Origin of the sequence: Paenibacillus mesophilus (assembly GCF_005938385.1) — a bacterium.
In the GTDB taxonomy this organism is placed as follows: domain Bacteria; phylum Bacillota; class Bacilli; order Paenibacillales; family NBRC-103111; genus Paenibacillus_AB; species Paenibacillus_AB mesophilus.
On record NZ_VCRA01000006.1, the window covers coordinates 87,359 to 106,959 of the forward strand.

General features: G+C 52.6%; 15 protein-coding genes. 1 reads left to right on the forward strand and 14 read right to left on the reverse strand.

Translation table 11 applies throughout. The annotated features are described in order from the left end of the window. Positions 1–726 precede the first annotated feature (726 nt). From FE783_RS12940 to FE783_RS12995, 12 genes are all read right to left on the reverse strand, one after another. Positions 727–1,881 carry an S-layer homology domain-containing protein gene (locus tag FE783_RS12940; protein WP_158301776.1) on the reverse strand — a complete coding sequence of 385 codons (1,155 nt, stop codon included), beginning with the start codon at positions 1,879–1,881 and terminating at the stop codon, positions 727–729. A 442-nt stretch (positions 1,882–2,323) separates the two neighbouring features. Continuing rightward, complete coding sequence (gene nfsA, locus FE783_RS12945; RefSeq protein WP_138879788.1) at positions 2,324–3,061, reverse strand: oxygen-insensitive NADPH nitroreductase; 738 nt, start codon at positions 3,059–3,061, stop codon at positions 2,324–2,326. Further along, entirely contained in the window at positions 3,058–3,666 is a 609-nt protein-coding gene (locus tag FE783_RS12950) for a TetR family transcriptional regulator (RefSeq protein ID WP_138879789.1), read from the reverse strand. The genes nfsA and FE783_RS12950 overlap by 4 nt, the downstream gene beginning before the upstream one ends. A gap of 78 nt (positions 3,667–3,744) precedes the next feature. Beyond that, positions 3,745–4,911: a YhgE/Pip domain-containing protein gene (locus FE783_RS12955; RefSeq protein ID WP_138879790.1), complete on the reverse strand. Its 1,167-nt coding sequence runs from the start codon at positions 4,909–4,911 to the stop codon at positions 3,745–3,747. Positions 4,912–5,575: 664 nt separating this feature from the next. Then, on the reverse strand, positions 5,576–6,475 hold the full coding sequence (locus FE783_RS12960) for an alpha/beta hydrolase fold domain-containing protein (protein WP_138879791.1): 900 nt from the start codon (positions 6,473–6,475) through the stop codon (positions 5,576–5,578). A 340-nt stretch (positions 6,476–6,815) separates the two neighbouring features. After that, positions 6,816–7,007 carry a hypothetical protein gene (locus FE783_RS12965; protein ID WP_138879792.1) on the reverse strand — a complete coding sequence of 64 codons (192 nt, stop codon included), beginning with the start codon at positions 7,005–7,007 and terminating at the stop codon, positions 6,816–6,818. Between the two features lie 18 nt (positions 7,008–7,025). Further along, entirely contained in the window at positions 7,026–8,219 is a 1,194-nt protein-coding gene (locus FE783_RS12970; RefSeq protein WP_138879793.1) for an ArsA family ATPase, read from the reverse strand. A gap of 66 nt (positions 8,220–8,285) precedes the next feature. Continuing rightward, entirely contained in the window at positions 8,286–8,762 is a 477-nt protein-coding gene (locus FE783_RS12975) for a MarR family winged helix-turn-helix transcriptional regulator (protein ID WP_138879794.1), read from the reverse strand. Between the two features lie 412 nt (positions 8,763–9,174). Then, complete coding sequence (locus FE783_RS12980; RefSeq protein ID WP_138879795.1) at positions 9,175–11,331, reverse strand: tail fiber domain-containing protein; 2,157 nt, start codon at positions 11,329–11,331, stop codon at positions 9,175–9,177. Between the two features lie 65 nt (positions 11,332–11,396). Continuing rightward, the gene (locus FE783_RS12985) at positions 11,397–12,743 is read right to left on the reverse strand and encodes an ABC transporter substrate-binding protein (RefSeq protein WP_138879796.1); all 1,347 of its coding nucleotides are present in this window, start codon (positions 12,741–12,743) and stop codon (positions 11,397–11,399) included. Between the two features lie 67 nt (positions 12,744–12,810). Next, positions 12,811–14,064, reverse strand: a complete 1,254-nt coding sequence (locus FE783_RS12990) for a sialidase family protein (RefSeq protein ID WP_138879797.1) — start codon at positions 14,062–14,064, stop codon at positions 12,811–12,813. A 53-nt stretch (positions 14,065–14,117) separates the two neighbouring features. After that, a complete protein-coding gene (locus FE783_RS12995; protein WP_138879798.1) occupies positions 14,118–15,539 on the reverse strand; it encodes an FAD-dependent oxidoreductase in 1,422 nt (473 codons plus the stop codon). A gap of 393 nt (positions 15,540–15,932) precedes the next feature. Here FE783_RS12995 and FE783_RS13000 point away from each other — a divergent pair, with 393 nt between their 5' ends. Then, a complete protein-coding gene (locus tag FE783_RS13000; protein ID WP_138879799.1) occupies positions 15,933–16,691 on the forward strand; it encodes an IclR family transcriptional regulator in 759 nt (252 codons plus the stop codon). Between the two features lie 165 nt (positions 16,692–16,856). On the opposite strand, the gene FE783_RS13005 is transcribed toward FE783_RS13000, so the two are convergent. Continuing rightward, a complete protein-coding gene (locus tag FE783_RS13005; protein ID WP_138879800.1) occupies positions 16,857–17,870 on the reverse strand; it encodes a Gfo/Idh/MocA family protein in 1,014 nt (337 codons plus the stop codon). Between the two features lie 230 nt (positions 17,871–18,100). Further along, positions 18,101–19,453 carry an ABC transporter substrate-binding protein gene (locus FE783_RS13010; protein ID WP_158301777.1) on the reverse strand — a complete coding sequence of 451 codons (1,353 nt, stop codon included), beginning with the start codon at positions 19,451–19,453 and terminating at the stop codon, positions 18,101–18,103. Positions 19,454–19,601 lie beyond the last annotated feature (148 nt).

The following is a 19,601-nucleotide window of genomic DNA, read 5'->3' on the forward strand; positions in this document are numbered from 1 at the left end:
TCTATTAGCTCCGGCTCCGGCCCTGGGATCAAGGTAATTGTATCATTCAAGGCAGTCCCCGAAGCTCTTGCACGATCAACCGCATGTTTCTCTACCCACGAACCGTCTCCCAATTTGTCTGTATTAAATCGATTCTCCAAACTACCGACCAACGCCAAATTTATGTCGTAACATTCCTGACTGGTTCCGGAGTCCAATGCCGGATATTTGGACATGCCAAACTCATCTTTTTCCACCGCATAACAGGAGCGCTGATCCCCGTAGGAATTGTAGCTCGGACCCAGCCGTTCAAAGTTGGCATACCATAGATCCCGTCCATCGGCTTTTGAATATCGATACCATGCGTAGTAACCTTGGGCCGTTTGATTTTCATTCGAGTAGACCGGGACATCTTTGCCCGTAAGTGTTTCTTGTACGGTGTAACTCGTTTGCCCTATAGCATCGTCTAAACTTTTAAAAAGCGTTCCCTCATTGTATAGTTTCGCTTCCTTAATCGTATAACCGGCCTTGCCCAAAAGATTATTCGTCGTCAAAGTTTTATGGCCAATGTACTTTTTATCCGGATTCCACTGACTTTCCGCAACGTCGTACTTCAAAGTCACCGTTTCTGCGAATGCTGACTTTGAAGTAACCGGTTCAAGTAATACAGTGGCAATGAGCACGCACAACAAAACGATCGCTGTGCCCACCCACCATTTTTTATGTCTAAGCCTCATCTGTACGCCTCTATTCCATAATTGAAACTATAAGCGTTTTATCATAGAGTTTATTGCCCGCCAGCGCTGGAGCGTGAATTTTAACATAAAAACCATCTCGTACTTGTGCATGTTTCGAGATAACGAAAGCAGGAATATCCAAATATTTATTTTGAAAAATACGGGCAATACTGGTCATCTCCCCGTTTTGAAAATTTTCTTCGTTATGGATAAAACCACTCATGGTATACGGGACATAGTCCGCACTTCGGTATACTTGTGGATTATTGTTATATATCTCCCGTCCCTTGAAATATAGTACGTACACATTTTCTAGCTCGCTTACCAACTGCCCCTTGCCCAAACTGGTGTTATGCCACTTTAATGTACTCATATCTCCGAGTAAATACCGATTTGGATCATTCGGATCGTCCAAGTTAATTGCAATTAAAGCATCCAGCTCGCCCCGGTATCCATCCGGTGTCTCTACAAACAAATTGTCCGGGTCCCACGGATAGCCTCTTGAAATTCTCTTAAAGAAATCCGGCATAACCGTAAATATATTCGTTTTATGCCAAGCCAACTCCGCCCGGTTCACCGCATACTTATCCACTTCCAACTTACCGCCGCCATTAACGGTCAAGATCCGCTCGATAACCGTCACCGACTGTGCCCGTGTCGTCGCTTTCTCCACCCCGAGCTCGCCGCCGTCCAACCCTTGAATCAAGCCAGCCTTCGCGGCGAGATACATCAATTCGCCGTCGGATTTGCTTGCATCCGCCTTCTGCAGCTCCTTATCCGTCGCTCTTACGACCATCCGGGCCATCTCTTGGCGCGTAATCGGCGTGCTCCAGTCGCCGTTGTTGAAATCGCTCCAGCGGTGGATGCCGGCGTTGACGGCGGCGTTGACGTAAGGGAGGTACCACTCTCCCCCGGTTGTCCCGGCGCTGACCGGCAGCTTTAATGCGGTAACAGCCATTTTCACGAACTCCGCACGCGTAACCGATAGATCGGGACGGAACGTCCGGTCCTCGTACCCGTCGACGTATCCTTTCCCGACTGCCCTTTCGATCGCTTCCTTCGCCCAATGCCCCGAGCTATCCGGAAACGGATTCGGCTCCGCATTGACAGCAAAGGACAGCAGTACTGCTCCCGCGACTAGCGGCGCCGCTATTTTTCTCCACATCATTCATTCCCCTTTTCGTAACGGAATCGTTCATTAGTAGTATCACATAATCGTTGGTTATCCGTCCACAATTTCCCACATCCCAATTTGTACTTAAAAACAAAAACCGCCATTACCCGCGTTCCTTCGAACGCAGCATAATGGCGGTGCTTCCGCGATTGTTCATATTCCAAAAAATAACATATACTGGAGCAAGTTGTCAAGCGACCGCACAACCCTTCCATGTCCGGAAGGATTTGTTCCGTTATTAGCGTCTATCCGTTGGAGAATGGGGTGAAACGGAACAACCGGTTCCTCTATTTCAGCAAAATCGCCCAAGATAGCCCCAAAAAACGAAGATAACGGAAACAATCGTTCCTCTAAGCTCATTTTTCCGCTCATTCCGAAACGATAGCGGAACTCAGGCTTCCGTCAGTCGTCGACGACCCGATCCGGCTCGCCGTCAATCGAACCGAAACCCCTGCTCTTCCAAATATTCGCGCATATACGTACGAGCGGGACGCTTGAACTTGTCGGCCATTTCCTTCGACCAGGTCGTATCCCGCTTCCCTTTTGTCCGCTCGATATAATAATCCCGCGTCGTTCGGTCGTACTCGGCGATCGCCTCGGCTTGCGCCGCCTGCTCATATGTCTCGCGATGCAGCGCCGCTCGTAAAGGCAGACGGGGCCGCAAGCTCGACTCCTGCTCCGGATAACCGAGGCACATGCCGAATACCGGGTATACGAGCTTCGGCACGTTCAACAGCCGGGTCGCTTCGCGCAAATTGTTGCGGATTCCGCCGATATAGACGATGCCGAGGCCGAGCGACTCCGCGGCGATGGCGGCATTTTGCGCGGCTAGCGCGACGTCTACTGTAGCTACGATGAAGTTTTCCATCGTGCCCGACACCATCTCTACGCCCTCCCGCTCGCAAGCGAGACGGTCCCGGCTTAAATCGGCGCACCACACTAACAGCACGGGGCACTGCTCGACATGCAGCTGATTGCCTGCGACGACGGATAACGCCCGTTTCGTGTCCGGATTCGTCACGGCGATGACGCTATAGGCTTGTACATTGCTCGAGGTGGACGCCATCTGCGCGGAGCGGATAATCGCTTCAAGCGCTTCCTCCGGAACCTCGTCGGGTTTGAATTTGCGTATGGACCGATGCCTCTGGAGCAGCCCGATCACGTCATTCATAAATAATCCTCCGCCTTGTCCGGGACGCCGAGCCCCCGCAAAATAAATACCGCCGCATCGCGGTACATGTTCTCGAAGGTCGGAACGCCGTCGCTCAAAATGGGCAAAAAGTAGTCCGTATTTTTATGGAACAGCAGCGTCCCCATTACGAAAAACATCGTATTGTCGAGCGAGCGGAATTGAAAGACGCCGGTTTGTCTTCCTTTTTCGAGCAGCTCGCGCACTTTCAGCCATACCGGAAAAATCGTTTGCTGGATTGTCTCGACCCGCGCGGAATGCTTGAAAATTTCCTGCTGAATAATCATGACGAGCTCCGGATCGCTCAGCCGGAAGCGGGTTACCTCCTCGATCAGCTTCTTGATGCCGATAATGGGGTCGTGGAAGAACGGCTCGTACACCTCCATACGGTTCCCCGGAAAAAACGATTTGAACAACTCGACGAACACGTTGTCCTTGCCGCCGAAATGGTAGGAGACGAGAGCCACGTTGGCCCCCGCCTCATCGCATATTTGACGTACCGACGTGCCGTCGAACCCCTGCTTCGCAAACAGTTTTTTGGCAGCCAGCAAAATTTTCATCTTCACATCGAGATCCGTTGCAGACATGCGCATCCCCTCGTCGTAAGTCGTCCTTCAAGCGATCGTTCCTCTCGTGCCACTAAACACATTATGGCTTTTTCCCGCTTAATTCGCAACCGAAGGAACGCCGGACGCAACGACCGCAGGAGCCGCTTTCTCTTTACGCAGTGCGGTTATAATCAGACCGATCGCTATGGAGGACAGCATGACCGACACAAGTCCCAAAGCCGCCCCGCCGATGCCGGGTCCGCCGAACAGCAGGTTCATATTGCCTTCCACCGCATAAGTAGCGGGCAAGTAACGGCTTAAGCCGTAGTAAAAGTCCGACAGCAGCTCACGCGGCACCATAGCCCCGGACGATACGAGCTGGGCGGAGAGCATGATAATGTTCAGCAGCATCCCCGCATTGCCGAACAGAAGCAGGAACAGCTGCGAGAAGAACATGAAGGCGAGCAGGCAGAGCGTCTCGAATCCCCATAGCGCCATAAAGCCGTGCGCCGATTGCCCGCCAAGCAGCATGACGAATGACGAACCCACCAACGCGGTAACAATCGCCGCTGCGACATTTAATACGCCGCGCGCCGCGAACTTGTGCCAACGTCCGACCTGCGCGCCGATCATGATGGAAGCTTGCTGGAAGTTCATCCCCATAATCATCGACCCGACAAAAGACGCAAGCACGAGCATCATCGGCACCATCTGATTGTTCATACCCGTCACGGGGTTTGTCGAACGGATGCTGGACGCCACCTTCTCCGACAAAGCTTCCGCTGTGCCTTGAGCCTGCGCGGCCGGGACGTTCATCTGCGTCAAGACGGCCTGCGCGCCCGCCGCGACAGCCTGTTTGTTTACCGTTGCCGTGACGCTAGCGGCTACGCTCGACATCATGCTTTTGATCAGAGCCGGGTTGGACTCGTTGATCCAGTATTGCAGTTCGCTCTTCTGACCCGGCGTCTGCAGCCGCTTCGAGAAATCGGCGGGAATGTGCATCACCATCTGCACGTCCCGGTCGTTCAGCTTTTGCCGGGCTTCGTCCATTGTAGATTCCACCGATACCTGGAACGGCAAATTGCTGCGGACTTGTTCGCTGATCTGCTTGCCGAGCCCGGCATCCTCGTTTACAATCGCGATTCTCAAATGCGCGGCATTGTCGGACACCCCGTCATAACCGGTCATCCAGACGACGCTGAATATGAGCTGGAACATGATCGCGGTCGCTATTCCGATCTTCGTCGGCGTTTTTTGCAAAAAAGCTTTTAACGCTTTCCCCATTGGAATTCTCCTCTGTCGTTTTGTATTAAACATTTGTTTGAATTAAACGTTTGTTTAACACTTTACAAGCCGTATTCCACATTGTCAATACCGTTTCGACGAGGACTACAGCGACGACAAAGTACAACGACATGAAAATACCCTGAAAATACCCTAGATAGCGACATGAAAATGCCAACAACCTCGGAAAAGACGTATATTGACGACGAGAATATGCCTTCTATACGTGTAGATCGAAGAATGAATTCTTTCAAGGTGCCATCCACCGCCGCCGCGCTATACACCTTCCCAATCGGTTCCGGTAGACTCGGTCTCGATCAAATTCATCCTTTATTGTGCCGACGAAGAACCCGACGCTGCGGCATACCCTGACGGCTTCACCGTTTTCCTTTGTCGTTGCGCTTCATGCGAACGCATCGGTTCCTCCCCATGCCTTCAAAATGGAAATCGCAATGACAAAAATAAATAAAGATGTCAGAATCACTGCACAGACGAGCAGGATTTTGTGACACTGAGGTGTCGCGCTCACAACATTCTGGTCATGCTCTCTCACGGCTTGAAGTCACATCTACGACAAAACGAAAGGAATGTACCGGTGGACGAGTGCAGTTGCTACATTGATGAGGTCTGACCCAAAATATGTGGTGAAATACTTCCGCTTTTTTTAAGAGGTCAAATCGATGATTTGTCTGATTGCTTTTTTGGCTTCTGGAATCGGCAGCGCAGGAAAGACATGGTTCATTTTTGGATATTCGTAATAATTGATCATGACACCTTCCTTTTTAGCTCGGTCTCTAAGCTTTCGCGCATCAGCTAACATCAGCTCATGAGTTCCGATAAATAAGGAAATTTCCCCCAAGCCTTGTATATCACCGTTTATTGGGCTTAAAAGATAGTGATTCGGGTCTGTGTCTCCAGCATATAGTTTTCCGAGGATGGCGAGTCCATAAGAACCTAACACGGCATCATTCTTCTCGAATTTCTGAATATCTGGATTCGACAATGTGATATCTAACCATGGAGAGATTAGTATAATTCGACGCGGTTGCGGTAGATCTTTTTCCTTTAACAATTGAGCTAATGCTAACGCAAATCCACCGCCTGCCGAATCTCCCATAAATATAATATTTTGCGGAGAGGTTTTCATTAACAGCTTTTCATAAATGGGGAGTACTTGATCATATGATTCATGATACTGGTGATGAGGGACTTTTGGATAGACAGGTACGATCATGGTAGCATTGCTTAGATCCGCTATTTTACGTATGAATTTCCAATGTGCACCCCGGGGCTGATTTACATAACCTCCACCATGTAAATAAATTATATATTTTTCATTGGTTCGTTTGTTTCCTTGTAAAATATAACAATCCTTTCCATACGATTGTTCTATCGTAATATCCAGTTTTTGTTCGATTCCTCTAGGCAAAATATATGGTTTTGCATTCTCGGTTCTTTTTTGCTCGAGGAATTTCGCAAACTTCTCTTTGTCTGTATAACGTTGTTTTAGACCACTCATTAATAAAAAATATTTTATCAGTTTGCTCCGTATGCTTTGCTTCATCTCAAAATACCTCTCTTCTTGTTTTTTCAACCATATGGAACGAGTATATATACCCTTTACCTCGAACTTCGACCGTCACGGTCCGCAACTCTTGCGGTTTTTAAGGTTTTAGCTCCCCAAATCACTCGCCTGTTTCCCCGGCATGACGGGATCCTGAGTGACGCCGGATACGCCGTCCTCACCGTTCGGTACGTTCTGTCCATACCAAATTAATTGTTACCTTACCCCCTTATCGATATCTTTGTTGATCAGCGTTACCTCGGCAAGCCCATCTTGTCTGACGCGTAATTGATCCTGTTGTTCACCATTTCCATTCTCTCCTCTCCCTTGCAGGTATCGGCTAATCTTTCGATATTTCAATTTTTCGGGCAGTCTGGCTGTCTTGCTTTTCCTCTAACGTATCAATGACGCTGTCGATCACTGACCGGGAAGCAAGCAACCATTCCTTGATGGCGTTTGTTGCGTGCTCTTTGGCCTGTCGACGCTTCAGGTGAATGAACAACCGTTCCAATGCAGTCAAAGTTTCCAACATTAACACCTCCGGAATCTCTCATTGATCCTTCCCCCTGTCCGGCAAATCCCGTTTGCCGAAACGGATAACCAGCCGGTCCTCCACGTACCTTGCGCCTTCAACCTGCCTACCCATCAGAGATCTTGGCAAAATGACCTTCCGTTTATAGGCGCCCGCATCCACTGTCAATTCATCGCCTGCTTGCGTTAAATCCAGAACTTCCTTATCGACAAATGGAATCATCAGTTCCAGCAGCATGACCCCGTCCTCCTCCCGAATCATTTCCGTTCTGCCGCGGTAAAACATGTCCGAGGGATCCCGGGATTCGTACAGGATATCCGCAAATTGTTCAAGGGCGGTGAGGCCGATCACTTCCTCAGGCATCATCGGCGCTTTCAAAATCGTCAGGGGGCGGAAGTTGGATACGACTTCTTCCTCATATTTTCTTTGAATATCCCGCCAATGCGAGAAAAACCGATCTCCTGCCTCATCAGGCAGCACCCGGTTCACGATGATCGCGTCGGTGTTGAACCCGAACAAGTTTAAATAGGTGAAGGATCGTTTCGATTCTGCAAGCACCATCTTCTCGGGGTTCAGCACGATCCTCACCGACGTGATCTCCGGGTTAAGGACGACCCTCTGCACTTCCTCCAATCCGCGCGCGAACTGCTCGATGCTGTTCAGCACGTCATCCGAAGGAAGCTCCATATTGTTAACAAGCTTGGCGACCGGCCTAACAAGCTTGATTAATTTGCGTTCTGCCGGAAATATTTTTTCCAACCACCAATTCAATACATTTGGGTAGCTGAGGAGCCTCAGCGTTTCTCCTGTCGGAGCACAATCCACTACTAACACATCGTAATTTCCGTTTTGTGCGTGTTCCTTGATCAACAATAAGCTGAAAAGCTCCTCCATGCCGGGAAACACCAGCATCTCATCGGTCGTTATATCTTTCAGCTGCGCTTTGTCGAGCAGTTTCGTCAGCCAACCTTGAACCGTTCCCCAATTGCGCTCCGTTTCCCGGAGACTGTTCACTTCCTGTCCCCACAAATTTTCGCCGATCCGGACCGGTTCCGGTCCAATCGATACGGCCAGAGAATCCGACAAACTATGCGCGGCATCGGTGCTGAGAACAAGCGTCCGCTTTCCTCGTTTCGCCAGTTTCACCGCCGTCGCAGCCGCCACACTCGTTTTGCCTACGCCGCCTTTGCCCGTGAAAATAATAATTCTCATGCTTGCTCGCTCCTTTTAGTACGATTTCGTAATAAATAGGTAAAAAAAGAATCCGGTTCTAACCGGTCATTCTTCAATTATAATTTTCATCGGAACGGTCTTTTTTTCTTGTGGCTTTATCGGACCCACGTCTTGAAAAACCTTGGCTGCCTTCAACAGGAGAGTCATGAATTGCTCCATTTCATCCGGAGTCAAAGCCTCCTTCAGCCTTCCGAGAATCGCCAACATGATTTGTTCCGATTCTTTCGCAAGGCGACGTCCTTCCTGCGTCAGTGTCACGAGTTTAACACGCTGATCTTGCGCAGATGCAGCCCTGGCGATGTAACCTTTTTGTTCAAGCCGCTTTGCGATGCTGGTCATCGTACTTAGAGGGGCCCCCATCACTGACGCTAGTTCCGACATCGTCAAATCTCCCTTGAAGAGCAAAATAACCAGAGTTGACAAATCCGAGCGCGTCACTTTTTGTTCGAGCTGCAACGTATCAGACATAAAAGCGAACGGACGTAAACCGCTCCTGAGGAAGAGTTCGTAAAGTTGCTGCATGCCAATACTCCTTTTAGTACGAAATCATAGTAAATGGTTGTGTTCATTTTAGTACGAATTCGTACCAATGTCAATTCTGTCAATTCGGTTATGCCAAAATCGGTTAACAGTCATACCGATTGTATAACTGACTATTCGCCGGACTTCTCGGCTATTCGCTAACCCCGAGTACCTTTGTTCGGTACTGGAAATCCCGATAGGCATAAACAACCGTCTCGCCAGACTCCAGATTCTCGGCCTGGAATGCTTTTCGTCCACCCTGTAGGGGTTCGGAGCGTAAGTTTGATCTACAGTTTAACTACCAAAATCCGATATCAAAAAGGCTCCTCGTCCGAATAAAGATCGAGGAACCGCTGTTGCAAACCCTACTTGGCTGATCAACTTCCGCACCTTCAACAGTGAGCTGTCGGGATTATTCGCTCGTCTGTTTCACCTTTCGATTCCATTCCCTGCGCTGCAAGGCGGACTCGAGAAACTGGCATTCGTCGGGCCGTATGCCCCAGATTTCCCGCAGGTTGCCGTTCTTCTCGTCGATGACCTCATCCCGGCATAACAAGCCGTAAGCGAAGGCATCCAGTCCACGTCGGCGAAAAGCCTCCTCGATGTCCTGGGCGACGAGTCCGATATGCAAGCGGGCCCCGTCTCCCTTCTTCGCCACGGCGCCCTTGAAACGAAACATCCGGTACTGCACGCTGGCCCACGCATCGAGAACGGTGTCGGGGATCGGCTGAATGTCCTGTTTTTCGTGCCGATCCGAAGTGTTGATGACGCCGCTAGCGGCGTACACATCAGACCATCGCGCATAGGACGCGCCGAGATGAACGTCCGCATCGCTCGCGGGCGCGTGGAATTTGTCCGAGCCCGACAGCATCGTGCGGGTTACCGGTACGCCGTCCACCCACATTTTAGTTTCGCGCACCCCGCCCATGGAGAGAAACTCGATCACATTTTCCGACCACGTCGAACCTTTGCGGTATTTGCCCCCGTACCCTGCGCTCGTATATCCGTTAGCGATATACGGCGTTTCTACCCAATGGCGCGTTGGCGTTTGCACGTCGCCTTTGCCCGTCCAGCGGATCGAGTTGCTCGAATTAAGCGCGTTGACCATCTCCGAAGTTCCGCGAGCCGTCAAAGAGTTCGTTTCCAGCACTTTGGCCGTCCAGTTCGGATTTTGCACCGTCCCCAGCGTCCGCATAATGTTGTTATCGTCGATGATCGCAATCGTGGAATGAATGTAGGTCCCGATGAACGTGCACAACGATCGGCCGGACAGCCCGTTCAGATTGATCACCGGACGCTGCCGCCCTGTTTCCTGCACGCATTCGAAACGGCCGTTTATAAACGTTACGCCTTCCACATGGCCCCCTTCGGCCTTAAACATTTCAAAATCCCCTTGAAGCGGTGCCGCTCTTTCCTGGAAAATACAATTGATGAATACGTTTCCGTATGCTTTGGGCGTGCTGTTGCGGTACATGTACAAACAATGCACGTTGCCGCGATAGCGGCAGCTGATCCACGTGTTCTCGTTAAAGGCAACCTGCTTCGCTCCGGGTACGGGGTTCACCCCCAACAGCAGACCTTTTTTGATGGCATAACATTCCACCATTTCAAACTTGTTATTGTTCGCTTCATGACCGTAGGTAACGGAGTTATACACTCTATGTCCGCCGTCAAACCTTTTTGTCCGGATGCGGTGAAAATCACCCGAGTACACGCACGTATCCAGCGGCCAATACCAGTTGTTCTGCTCGCCCGGGATCAGAATGAAATTGCCGCCGCATTGTCCCAACCCGTCGAACACGACCGCTGCACGGTTGTTTTCTCCGGCGGGTCCGCCGTTGATCCGCAGGCCGGATACATTCCGCTCGTTGGGGGAGTAAATGTAAGGATCGGCTCCCGTTCCGAACAAGCCGGAGCTCTGCACCGCGAACAACAGCGGTTCGTTAAGCGTGACCGTCACGATGCGCGCCGGCAAATACAAGTAACGGTTGGGCTCTGCCTCCGCCACCCGCTTGGCCGCAAGCAGTCCGGCCGTCTCGTCGCCGTTGTCGCCGACGACTCCGAACCACTCCGCATAGACGCCGCGCCCGTCGAAGGGACGCACCCAGCAGCCGTATCCGTTCGGATCGGTTTCTCCGGCGCCGCTTAAGAAATTCGCCAATGTCGCCTGCTGGCCGTCCCATGGAACCGTCCAGCTTATAACCGTTCCGCCGTCATGCTCCGACTTGGGACGAGAGGCATCGTAGTAGAAAAGACCGCCGCCGACATCCTTTCCCGGATTATAGCCGACAACATGCGCCTGCCGCCCGTCGTATTCACCTTCGAAGCCCGGTAGCTCAGCTACGGAACCGAGCGCCTTCACGGCACGGAACGGCATCCCGGGTCCGCCCATCCATCCATATACCGCGGCGCCAACCGACCTGCCGTCCGCCACCCCATACGCGCCGGTTGCCGCCAATGCGGCCCCGGTCATGCCTACGGCAGCCAGCAGCTTTCTTCTGCTGATCTTCGGAGTAGGGGAATGTTCCTCTTGCGGCTCAAGAAACGCGTCTTTTTCTTCCTCTGGCAATTGGATCACCTGCTTTTTTTATTTTCACCGAGTAACCGCTTTCATTTATGGAACACCGATTGCCGTCATTGCTTCGCTGCTTTCGCCTCGACCACCGCTTTGTTGATCTCGTCGTTCGCCATCCGCAGGGCGGTGTTCATATCGACTTTCCCCGTAAAATACGCCTCTAGATGCTTGGTGACGATCACTCTCCCCTTCTCGTCGTAAATCGTCTTCTCGTGCGGATCGGCAGACCGGACGGCCAGCAACGCTGTGATATCCACCCCTTTGCTGAGCGGACTCTCGGCATACAGCCGTTTATGGATATCCGGGTTCACTAACGGAGACATGTTGCCCTTTTCGGAGTAAATCTTCTGCATCTCATCCGACAGCAGATAAGCCATCACCTCGAACGCCTGATCCGGATGCTTGCTGCCGTACGGGATGACGAAGCCGTCTGAAAAGATGCCGGGGCCGATGCCCGGTTTGTCTTTGAACGTCGGGTAGCTGACGACCCCCCATTGGAACCCTTCGCTCGCGGCCTTCGCCAAATCGAGATTGTTCAGCAGGAGCAGCTGCGGGAACATCGCCAATGTTTTCGTATCCAAAAACGCCTTGGCGCCGTCGCCGAACGTAGACCCGCTCGGATAGTTGCCGGGTATGCCGTAAATGTCCTGAAACGTTTGAAACAGCTTTCTCCAGCCGTCATCCGAAGAAACGAGCGCCTTGTCCGTTTTCGGGTCCACATAGGGCAGCGACAGCTGGGACTGCATCCGGTTCAGTGCGGTCCCTGCATTCAAGCCGCGGTAAGCGACGCCGTTTTCGGTGCGTGTCACCTTGCGCGCCAGCTCGATGACCTCGTCCCAGGTCATGCCGTTTCTCGGGTAGTCCACCCCAAACTTATCGAAGATGCTTTTATTGTAATGCAAGCCGAAGGCGTAGGAGCGGAACGGCAGGTAGGCCAGTTCCCCGTTTTTCGTATACGACCGGATGCTTTTGACCATTTGCGGATCAAGCCGCCCCAGATCGAATTTATGCTTGGAGACGAGCGGTTCCAGGCCGCTGGGAACGTTTAGCTCGGTCAACTGCTGAAGATTGGTCAGACCGATCCATATAAAATCGGGAATGTCGCCTGCGGCGATCAGGTTTGCCATCGTCACCTGTTTGTCCGCGTCCACCTTGCGGATCGTGACGTTCGGAAACTTTTTCTTCACCGGCTCTTGCATATAATCGATAAAATCTTGATCCCGCAAAACGCCATGCGCGAACAAGGTCAGGGTGACCGGCTCGCTTCCCGCAAGGGCTCCCGCCGCATCGGCCGGCGTCTTGCCGCCGTCCGCTTCGCGACCGCAGCCGCTCGCGATCAGTAAACCGCCAGCGATCAGCAACGTGCACAAAAGGGTTCGTCTTCTCGATCTTCTTGAATCCCCCATGGATGGATTCCCCCTGTATGATTCATAATTTCGACCGGGTGCCGGAGACGGCCGTTCCCGGAATCGTTCAATACGCAAGGTCGCGGAAATTGCGGATTGTATGAAACGTCAGCTTATACGCATCGTGGGCGGTCACCGAATGCTCGCCTCCGGAGCGGCTGACGATATGCAGATCGTTGCCGTCGATCGCCATGCTGCCGTATTGCCGCGATTCTTTGGCGAAGCGTCCGGCACAAACCAGCCCGGCGAAGCACCAATCGATGCAGTTGGTTGAAAAATGTAGCTGCAGCCGGTCCCGCTCGTTGTTGGGCAAGCCGTACCGGTCGTCCGGCATAAGCTCCGCCCGGATCATGCTGTCGCGGGCCTGCGAGCTTAACAGCCAGTAAAGCCGCGATACCTCATCGTACAAGATATGAAACTTCAACTGTCCACCGGGGCAAGGAACGAACGCGACACGTTTGCCGGAAGGAACGGTCTCCAATTGGGTTACCATGGAGCCGTCCGGCTGCTCCACGACTTTGGCTATCGCGGCATATCCCGTTCCCCCGGTATTCGCCCGCATCCACAAATGAAACGTCCGTCCGTCCGGATCGTGCCAGTAATGGTCCGGATTGACAAACTGCACCACGTTCGTCTCCAGCCAACCGGCAGATTCGGCCTTCCGCTTAGGCGCTACAAGAGCAGACCCGTTGGGCGGCGTTGCAAAAAACGGTACGCCGAAATAATCAAGCTCCCCGCCGTCGATCACATCGCGGAAGGCAATCTCCGAGGCAAACGTCCAGTTGTCCCTGCGCGTCAGGTCGGCGGCTTCGCTGCCCCGCATCAGCACGGGAGCGAGCGAGCCGACGCCCCAGCCTTTAAAGTCGGTGTAGGCCATCCGCTCCATGACCAAGTATACGTTCCCGTTTGCGTAATGGACGTTACTGGGGGCCTGGTGCCACTTTTGCCCTTCCGTAAGCGGATAAGCGTCCGACCAGGTTTCCCCGTCGTCGTCGGAACGCATCACGATCAAATCGCGGCAATGCCCCAATACGTACAGCGAGTTTCCGGCGGCAAACGGCCTGGCGTGAAAAAACGGGTATTCTTTCCTCAGAACGAAGGTTTTGCCGTGGTCATCGGACACGAACACTTTTCCCATCTTGCTCAAATCTTTCGGTTTCGTATAAGTCCAGTCCGCCCAGCGGTTGCCCAAATCCATCGTTACGACAATTCTCCCGCTCGCAAGCCGGGTGATGCCCGGGCTGCCCACAAAGGTAGAAGCCGGTTCCGGGGATTCGAATATCGTCAAATACTCGTTCGCTAAAGGGGTTACCTTGAACATATTCGCTGCCTCCTTATGATTCAAATCGAAGAAAGTTGCAGGAACCTCGAAGCTCAAACTCCCGGCATCTCCCGAACATCCGGAGCCTCTGACGATCCCGTAATCCGCCTGTTGGTGCGACCGCTCCATAACGGATCGAAATCCGGCCCCTCGGACAAATAGTCCAGTCTGCTTCTCAGCCACTGCGGATCGACTTCCTGCGCGGCCAGTCCCCGTGCGGCCGCATGGCTGGCGGCAATTCCCGCCGCTTCTCCGATGCCGGTCATCGTAGCCATCACGCGGATCGCCGCGGACGCTTCGTGGGTCGCCGACAAAGCCCGGCAAGGGACGATCAGGTTCGCGATGCCCAACGGCACGATCGATCGGTACGGGACCTCGTAATAATCGCCCGCAGGCACATTGTACCGGTCCGCCACGGCGCCGTAGCCCTTCGAAGATTCATGGTCGAAGCCCGATCCGGTCGGCGAATGGATATCGATAAAATAACGGCTGCGCACGATCGCGTCGTCAAATTTTTTCGCCCCGGTAATGTCCTGCTCCGTCATCGTATAAAGCCCTTTAATATGCCGGGTTTCCCGCACCCCGACCTGACAGGCGACCTTCTCCAAATAAGCGGCGGAGAAGTAAGGGACCTCGGTACGCAGCCAATCAGCCAGCAGAAAAGCTTGTCTGCGTCCCTCTGTTTCGGAAAAGCTCAAGTCTTTGGCGACCAGCCCGTTGACTTTGTTGATCCGGGTCATATTGAAATGGAGAACTCCCGGGTGAGGATAGTCATAAAAATGAATCCAATTCCGATACGGGTAGTTCAGCCGCCCTGCCCGGATCGCCTCCTGGAAATACGGCTCAACCAGCAGCCGCGCCTTCTTGTGTCCGGTCTCGTTGCGCTCGCGCAGATGCTTGAGCATTAGACACTTGTTCACATTCCCCATGCGGAAGCTCACCGTCATCGCCTGCGTTAATTGATCCGCCGGTCGGCCCAAGCTCCACTCGCAGCCGGCCAAGCTTGCCAAATCCGCATCGCCCGTCGCGTCAACGAACATGTCCCCTTCGATAACACCCACGCCGTCCTTCGAAGCGACTCCGATCGATTCGATTCGCCCGCGTCGGCAGACTACATTTGTCACCATCGTATGATACAAAATATCGACGCCCGCCTCCTGAAGGATGCAATCATACACCACTTTCAGGCGTTCCTCGTCAAACGCTGAGTCCGTCAGCTCCGAGCCGTAGCCTTCGGCTTCGTCCAGCCGGCGGACGATTTCCTTGAATATGCCGCCGATCAGCGATCCGGTTACTCCCGTATCCGGATGCGGGTATTCGTGGCCGGCCCAAGGATTGACCAGGGCGCTTGTCGCCATCCCTCCGCAAAAACCGTACCGCTCGACCAGCAGAACGCGCGCCCCCGCGCGCCCCGCCGCTATGGCCGCGGCTGCTCCCGACGGACCTCCGCCGCATACGATGACATCGTAACGCATCGTTCGTCCTCCTTTGTCCCCTTGATTCGTGTTGTTCTTTCCATGCGCCGCTTATAGCTGCACTACGCTCTTTCCATCTCTCGCTCCCCGCCCCCCCAAATTCTGACGCTACGGGAAACAGAAAGCCACCTCCTTAATGTTCTAATATTTAGAACGATGTTCTAATATTTATTCACCCAAATAGTAGCATAGCAATCGGTGAAATACAATCCCGGATTTCGAGCGGATTTTTGCTCTCGATCGTTGCTTGCGGTAACCATTGACGTATAAGAAGGCTATATTGTATTCTAAATATAAGAACACAGTTCTAAATATAATCGATATGTAATGAGCGGCGTCGGGAATAATAAGCGATTCGATTTATCGATATTGGATTGGGCGGAGTGGAAAATCATGATTGCAGAGGATCAAATCAAGACGAAAACGTTATTTAAAGCTTTGCAGGTGCTGGATTGCTTTACCGCGACGACGCCCGAGCTCGGCGTTACCGAAATCAGCGAGCGTCTCGGCCTGTACAAAAGCAACGTGCATAATATCATGGACACTTTCGTCAAAGCCGGCTATATCAAAAAAAATCCGGAAAACGGCAAATATAGGCTTACGCTCAAGGTGCTGCAGCTTGGCCACGTCGTATCGAGCAACATCAGTTTCCGCAAAACGGTTCAGCCCCACATGCAGGAGTTGGCAGACGCTACGGGTGAAACGATATTTCTGGCGATTCCCGGAGAAGACGCGGAAGTCGTGTACCTCGATTCCTCCTCGCCGAGAAATCTAATGACCGTCAAGTCGGTCATGGGCATCAAGGCTCCCCTGTACTGCACTGGGATCGGCAAAGCGATGCTTGCCTATCTCCCCCGCGAGGTCGTCGATGCCGTAATCGGGCGGGGACTGGCTTCCATAACGGACAACACTATTACCGATACCGGCAAGCTGCTGCAGGAATTGGAAACAATTCGGCTCCGCGGATATGCCATCGACAATATGGAGCACCAATTCGGCATCAAATGCGTGGGCATGCCGATTCGCAACCGGAAGGGCGACGTTGTCGCTGGCTTGAGCATATCCGGCCCGTCTCTGCGCTTCGACGAACAAAGAATAGAGGAGCATGTACGGAGACTGGGAGCGGTAATTGCCGTTCTAGAGATAGAATGATTCCGTCAACCGACGGGAAGTCTCCCGTTCCAGGCTCTGTGCTCGTGGTTGATTTCAAAGGCTCTATGTTTACCAAGGTGGAGAATGGGCCTTGTTCGAATAATTTTGTCATCGTTTGCTCCCTCCAAAAGAAAAACAGCGCGGGAGTAATCCCCGCGCTGCAGCTTATTTTGCTTCATAACGACTCAAGTACGTAACGAGACTGTCGGCCCGAGTCGTCGCTTCCGTCGCCTTCAAGATATCTTCGTGCGTGATGATACTGTCCTCGCCGCCGATCCGCCGCAAGAAATCTTCCGTAATCGTGCATGGCGGCTGCAGAGCAGGCAGCGTGTCGACGGATTCGCCGTTCGTCGACCGGATGACGACCGGATCGCGGCCGACTAACGGGTCGCCATGCAGCCTGAGCTCGACGAAGCTCTCCGTCCCGGTGACGAATATCCGGCCGTCGCCCCAGGTCCAACCCCCGACCGGCGAATGCCAATCGGCATACAACTGGGCAACGATGCCATCCTCCATCAACACTTGCACGCTGGCCGAATTATAGAAGGACGGATGCTCGGGCATGATCGTCTTCCCGACATATCCGCCGACCGATTCGATCTCCTTGCCGGTCAGCCATCGCAGCAGGTCGAAATCGTGAACGAGCAGATCGATCAGAATACCGCCGGACTGCCGCTTGGAAAAAAACCATTCCGGGCGGGAGGCGGCATCGAGTCGGTGGGGCTTGCGCATCCCGACGGTCACAATGTCGCCGAGAGCGCCCCGCTCGATCTGTTTCTTCAACGTGTAGATTGCCGGATGAAACCGTTCGGTGAGCAGCATACCAATCTGGATGTTCCCTCTATCGATAACCGACTTCAGGCGCTGCAGCCCGTCCGGGCTGACGGCCGCAGGCTTGTCGACCATCACGTGCTTGCCCCGGCTTTCGCATAATTCGATCACGTCGATCTTCTCGTCGTTAATCGCCGCACAGCCGACAACGTCAACGGAGTCACCCAGCAGTTTTTCCTTGTCGCGCGTCAGAGAAATTCCGAATTTGTCGGCCAAGGTGCGGGAAAGCCCGTTGTGTTCTTCTTCGTAGATGCCCGCGCAGCTGTAGCCCAGTTCCATCATCTCGCTAATAAAAATCCCGATATGCGCATGCTGGCAGCCAATAATGGAAAACTGGCGTTCGTTCATGCCGGAGTATGCCCCCTTCGCCGTTCTATATAAGTTGAACTAATGATTAGCTGTCGCTCCATTCCGAAAGGGATTACCTTGCAGCTTCAGACAGGTTGTTTTGAGTTTCTTGATTTGTATTGGCCTTCGGATTGTAGAAACTCAAAGCCAAAACTCGCTTACAAGGTAATTCCCTTTCTCCATTGCACTTGGCACTTTCAAGGAGGTTATTAGTTCAACTTATATAGGTCTTAGTTGTTTTTCTCGAAAATTTTGTCGGCTTCCTTGCGGAATTCGGCGACAACCTCGTCGATGGAAGATTTGCCGAACTGCAGCTTCTGCACTGTTTGTTCGAACAGCTTCGTCACTTCGCCTGTCCCTTTGGGCCCGCCGTCGTACATGCCGGGCTTGCTGTTCGTGACGTGATCAAGCATTTTCACCATTTTTTTGTCGCGATCGTTAAACCGCGGAGTCAAGTAGTCCAATATTTTTTTGTTTTCCGGCAGCCCTCTCTCGATTTCGAGCACGTCGGCCGCTTCCTTCGAATTAAGGAAGAAGTCCAGGAACATGGCTGCTTCCTTCGGATGCTTCGACTTGGCCGACATCGACAGGAACATGGCGGGCAGCAACACGCTTCCGGTATTTTTGTCCTTCGGATAAGACACCATTTCGATCTTGTCCTTCATGACGTTTTCGTAGGCTGGGAACGTCGCCGTGAATTGAGGGCCTATGATCGGGACAATGCCTCTCATCAGCGCGTCCTTGTTCGGATCGAAGTTGCCGAGCGGTAAAAACGAAGCCGTCATCGCAGCCGGCGGCACGATCCCTTCCTTCCGGGCGTCGTCCCACATTTTCAGCCAGTTTCGGAACGTCTGATCGTTATAACCGAGTCGATTTCCTTTATACATCGTATCCCCGACCGAAAACGCATAATACATAAACGCTTCGAGCGATGCCGACATATCGAAAGCCCCGTATACTTTGTCGCCGAGCTTGGACTTGATTTCACGCGCTTTATCGAAATATTCCTTCCAGGTCATATCGAGCTTCGGCGGCTCCACGCCTGCCTGCTGATACATTTCTTTATTGTAGATGAGTACGGACGCGTTGTCGGACACAGGCAATCCGGCAAGCTTGCCTCCTACGGTTCCTTGAGTGGAGATCACTTCCTTGTTCAAATCTTCGATACGGATCTCCTTGTTGGAATACGGGGTAAGGTCGGCGAGCACCCCCCGGTCGGAATATTCTTTGATGTACAGAACGCTCATCTGCATCAGATCGGGCGCATTGTTGCCGGCGACCTGCGTGGACAGCTTCTCCCAGTAGCCGTCGAAGCTCGTATACTCCGGCTTGATTTTGATGTTCGGGTGTAGCTGCTGGAATTTGTCGATCGCCTTCAGCGTCCGGTCGTGCCTGCCTTGACTTCCCCACCAGGCGAACCGCAGCTCCACGTTTTGAAGCGCTTCCGATTTATTCGCTCCTGCGCCCGGCTGATCGCCGCTTTTCTTTTCCGTAGGAACACAGCCAGCCAGCATACCGCCTAATAGAGTCAAAGCCATCAATGAACCGAGTACCCGTCTTTCCGGTCTGTTCCGCCTCATCATTGCGAATGCACCCCTCGATGTTTTTCTGTCGTACAATTTCATTATAGAATGGCGGTTTTTTAATAAAATAAGAGAAATCTACAATAAGTATTGAAAAAATACGGACTGTGTCGAGACTGTCGATTAACTGAAAGCGAAGCGAAAGCAC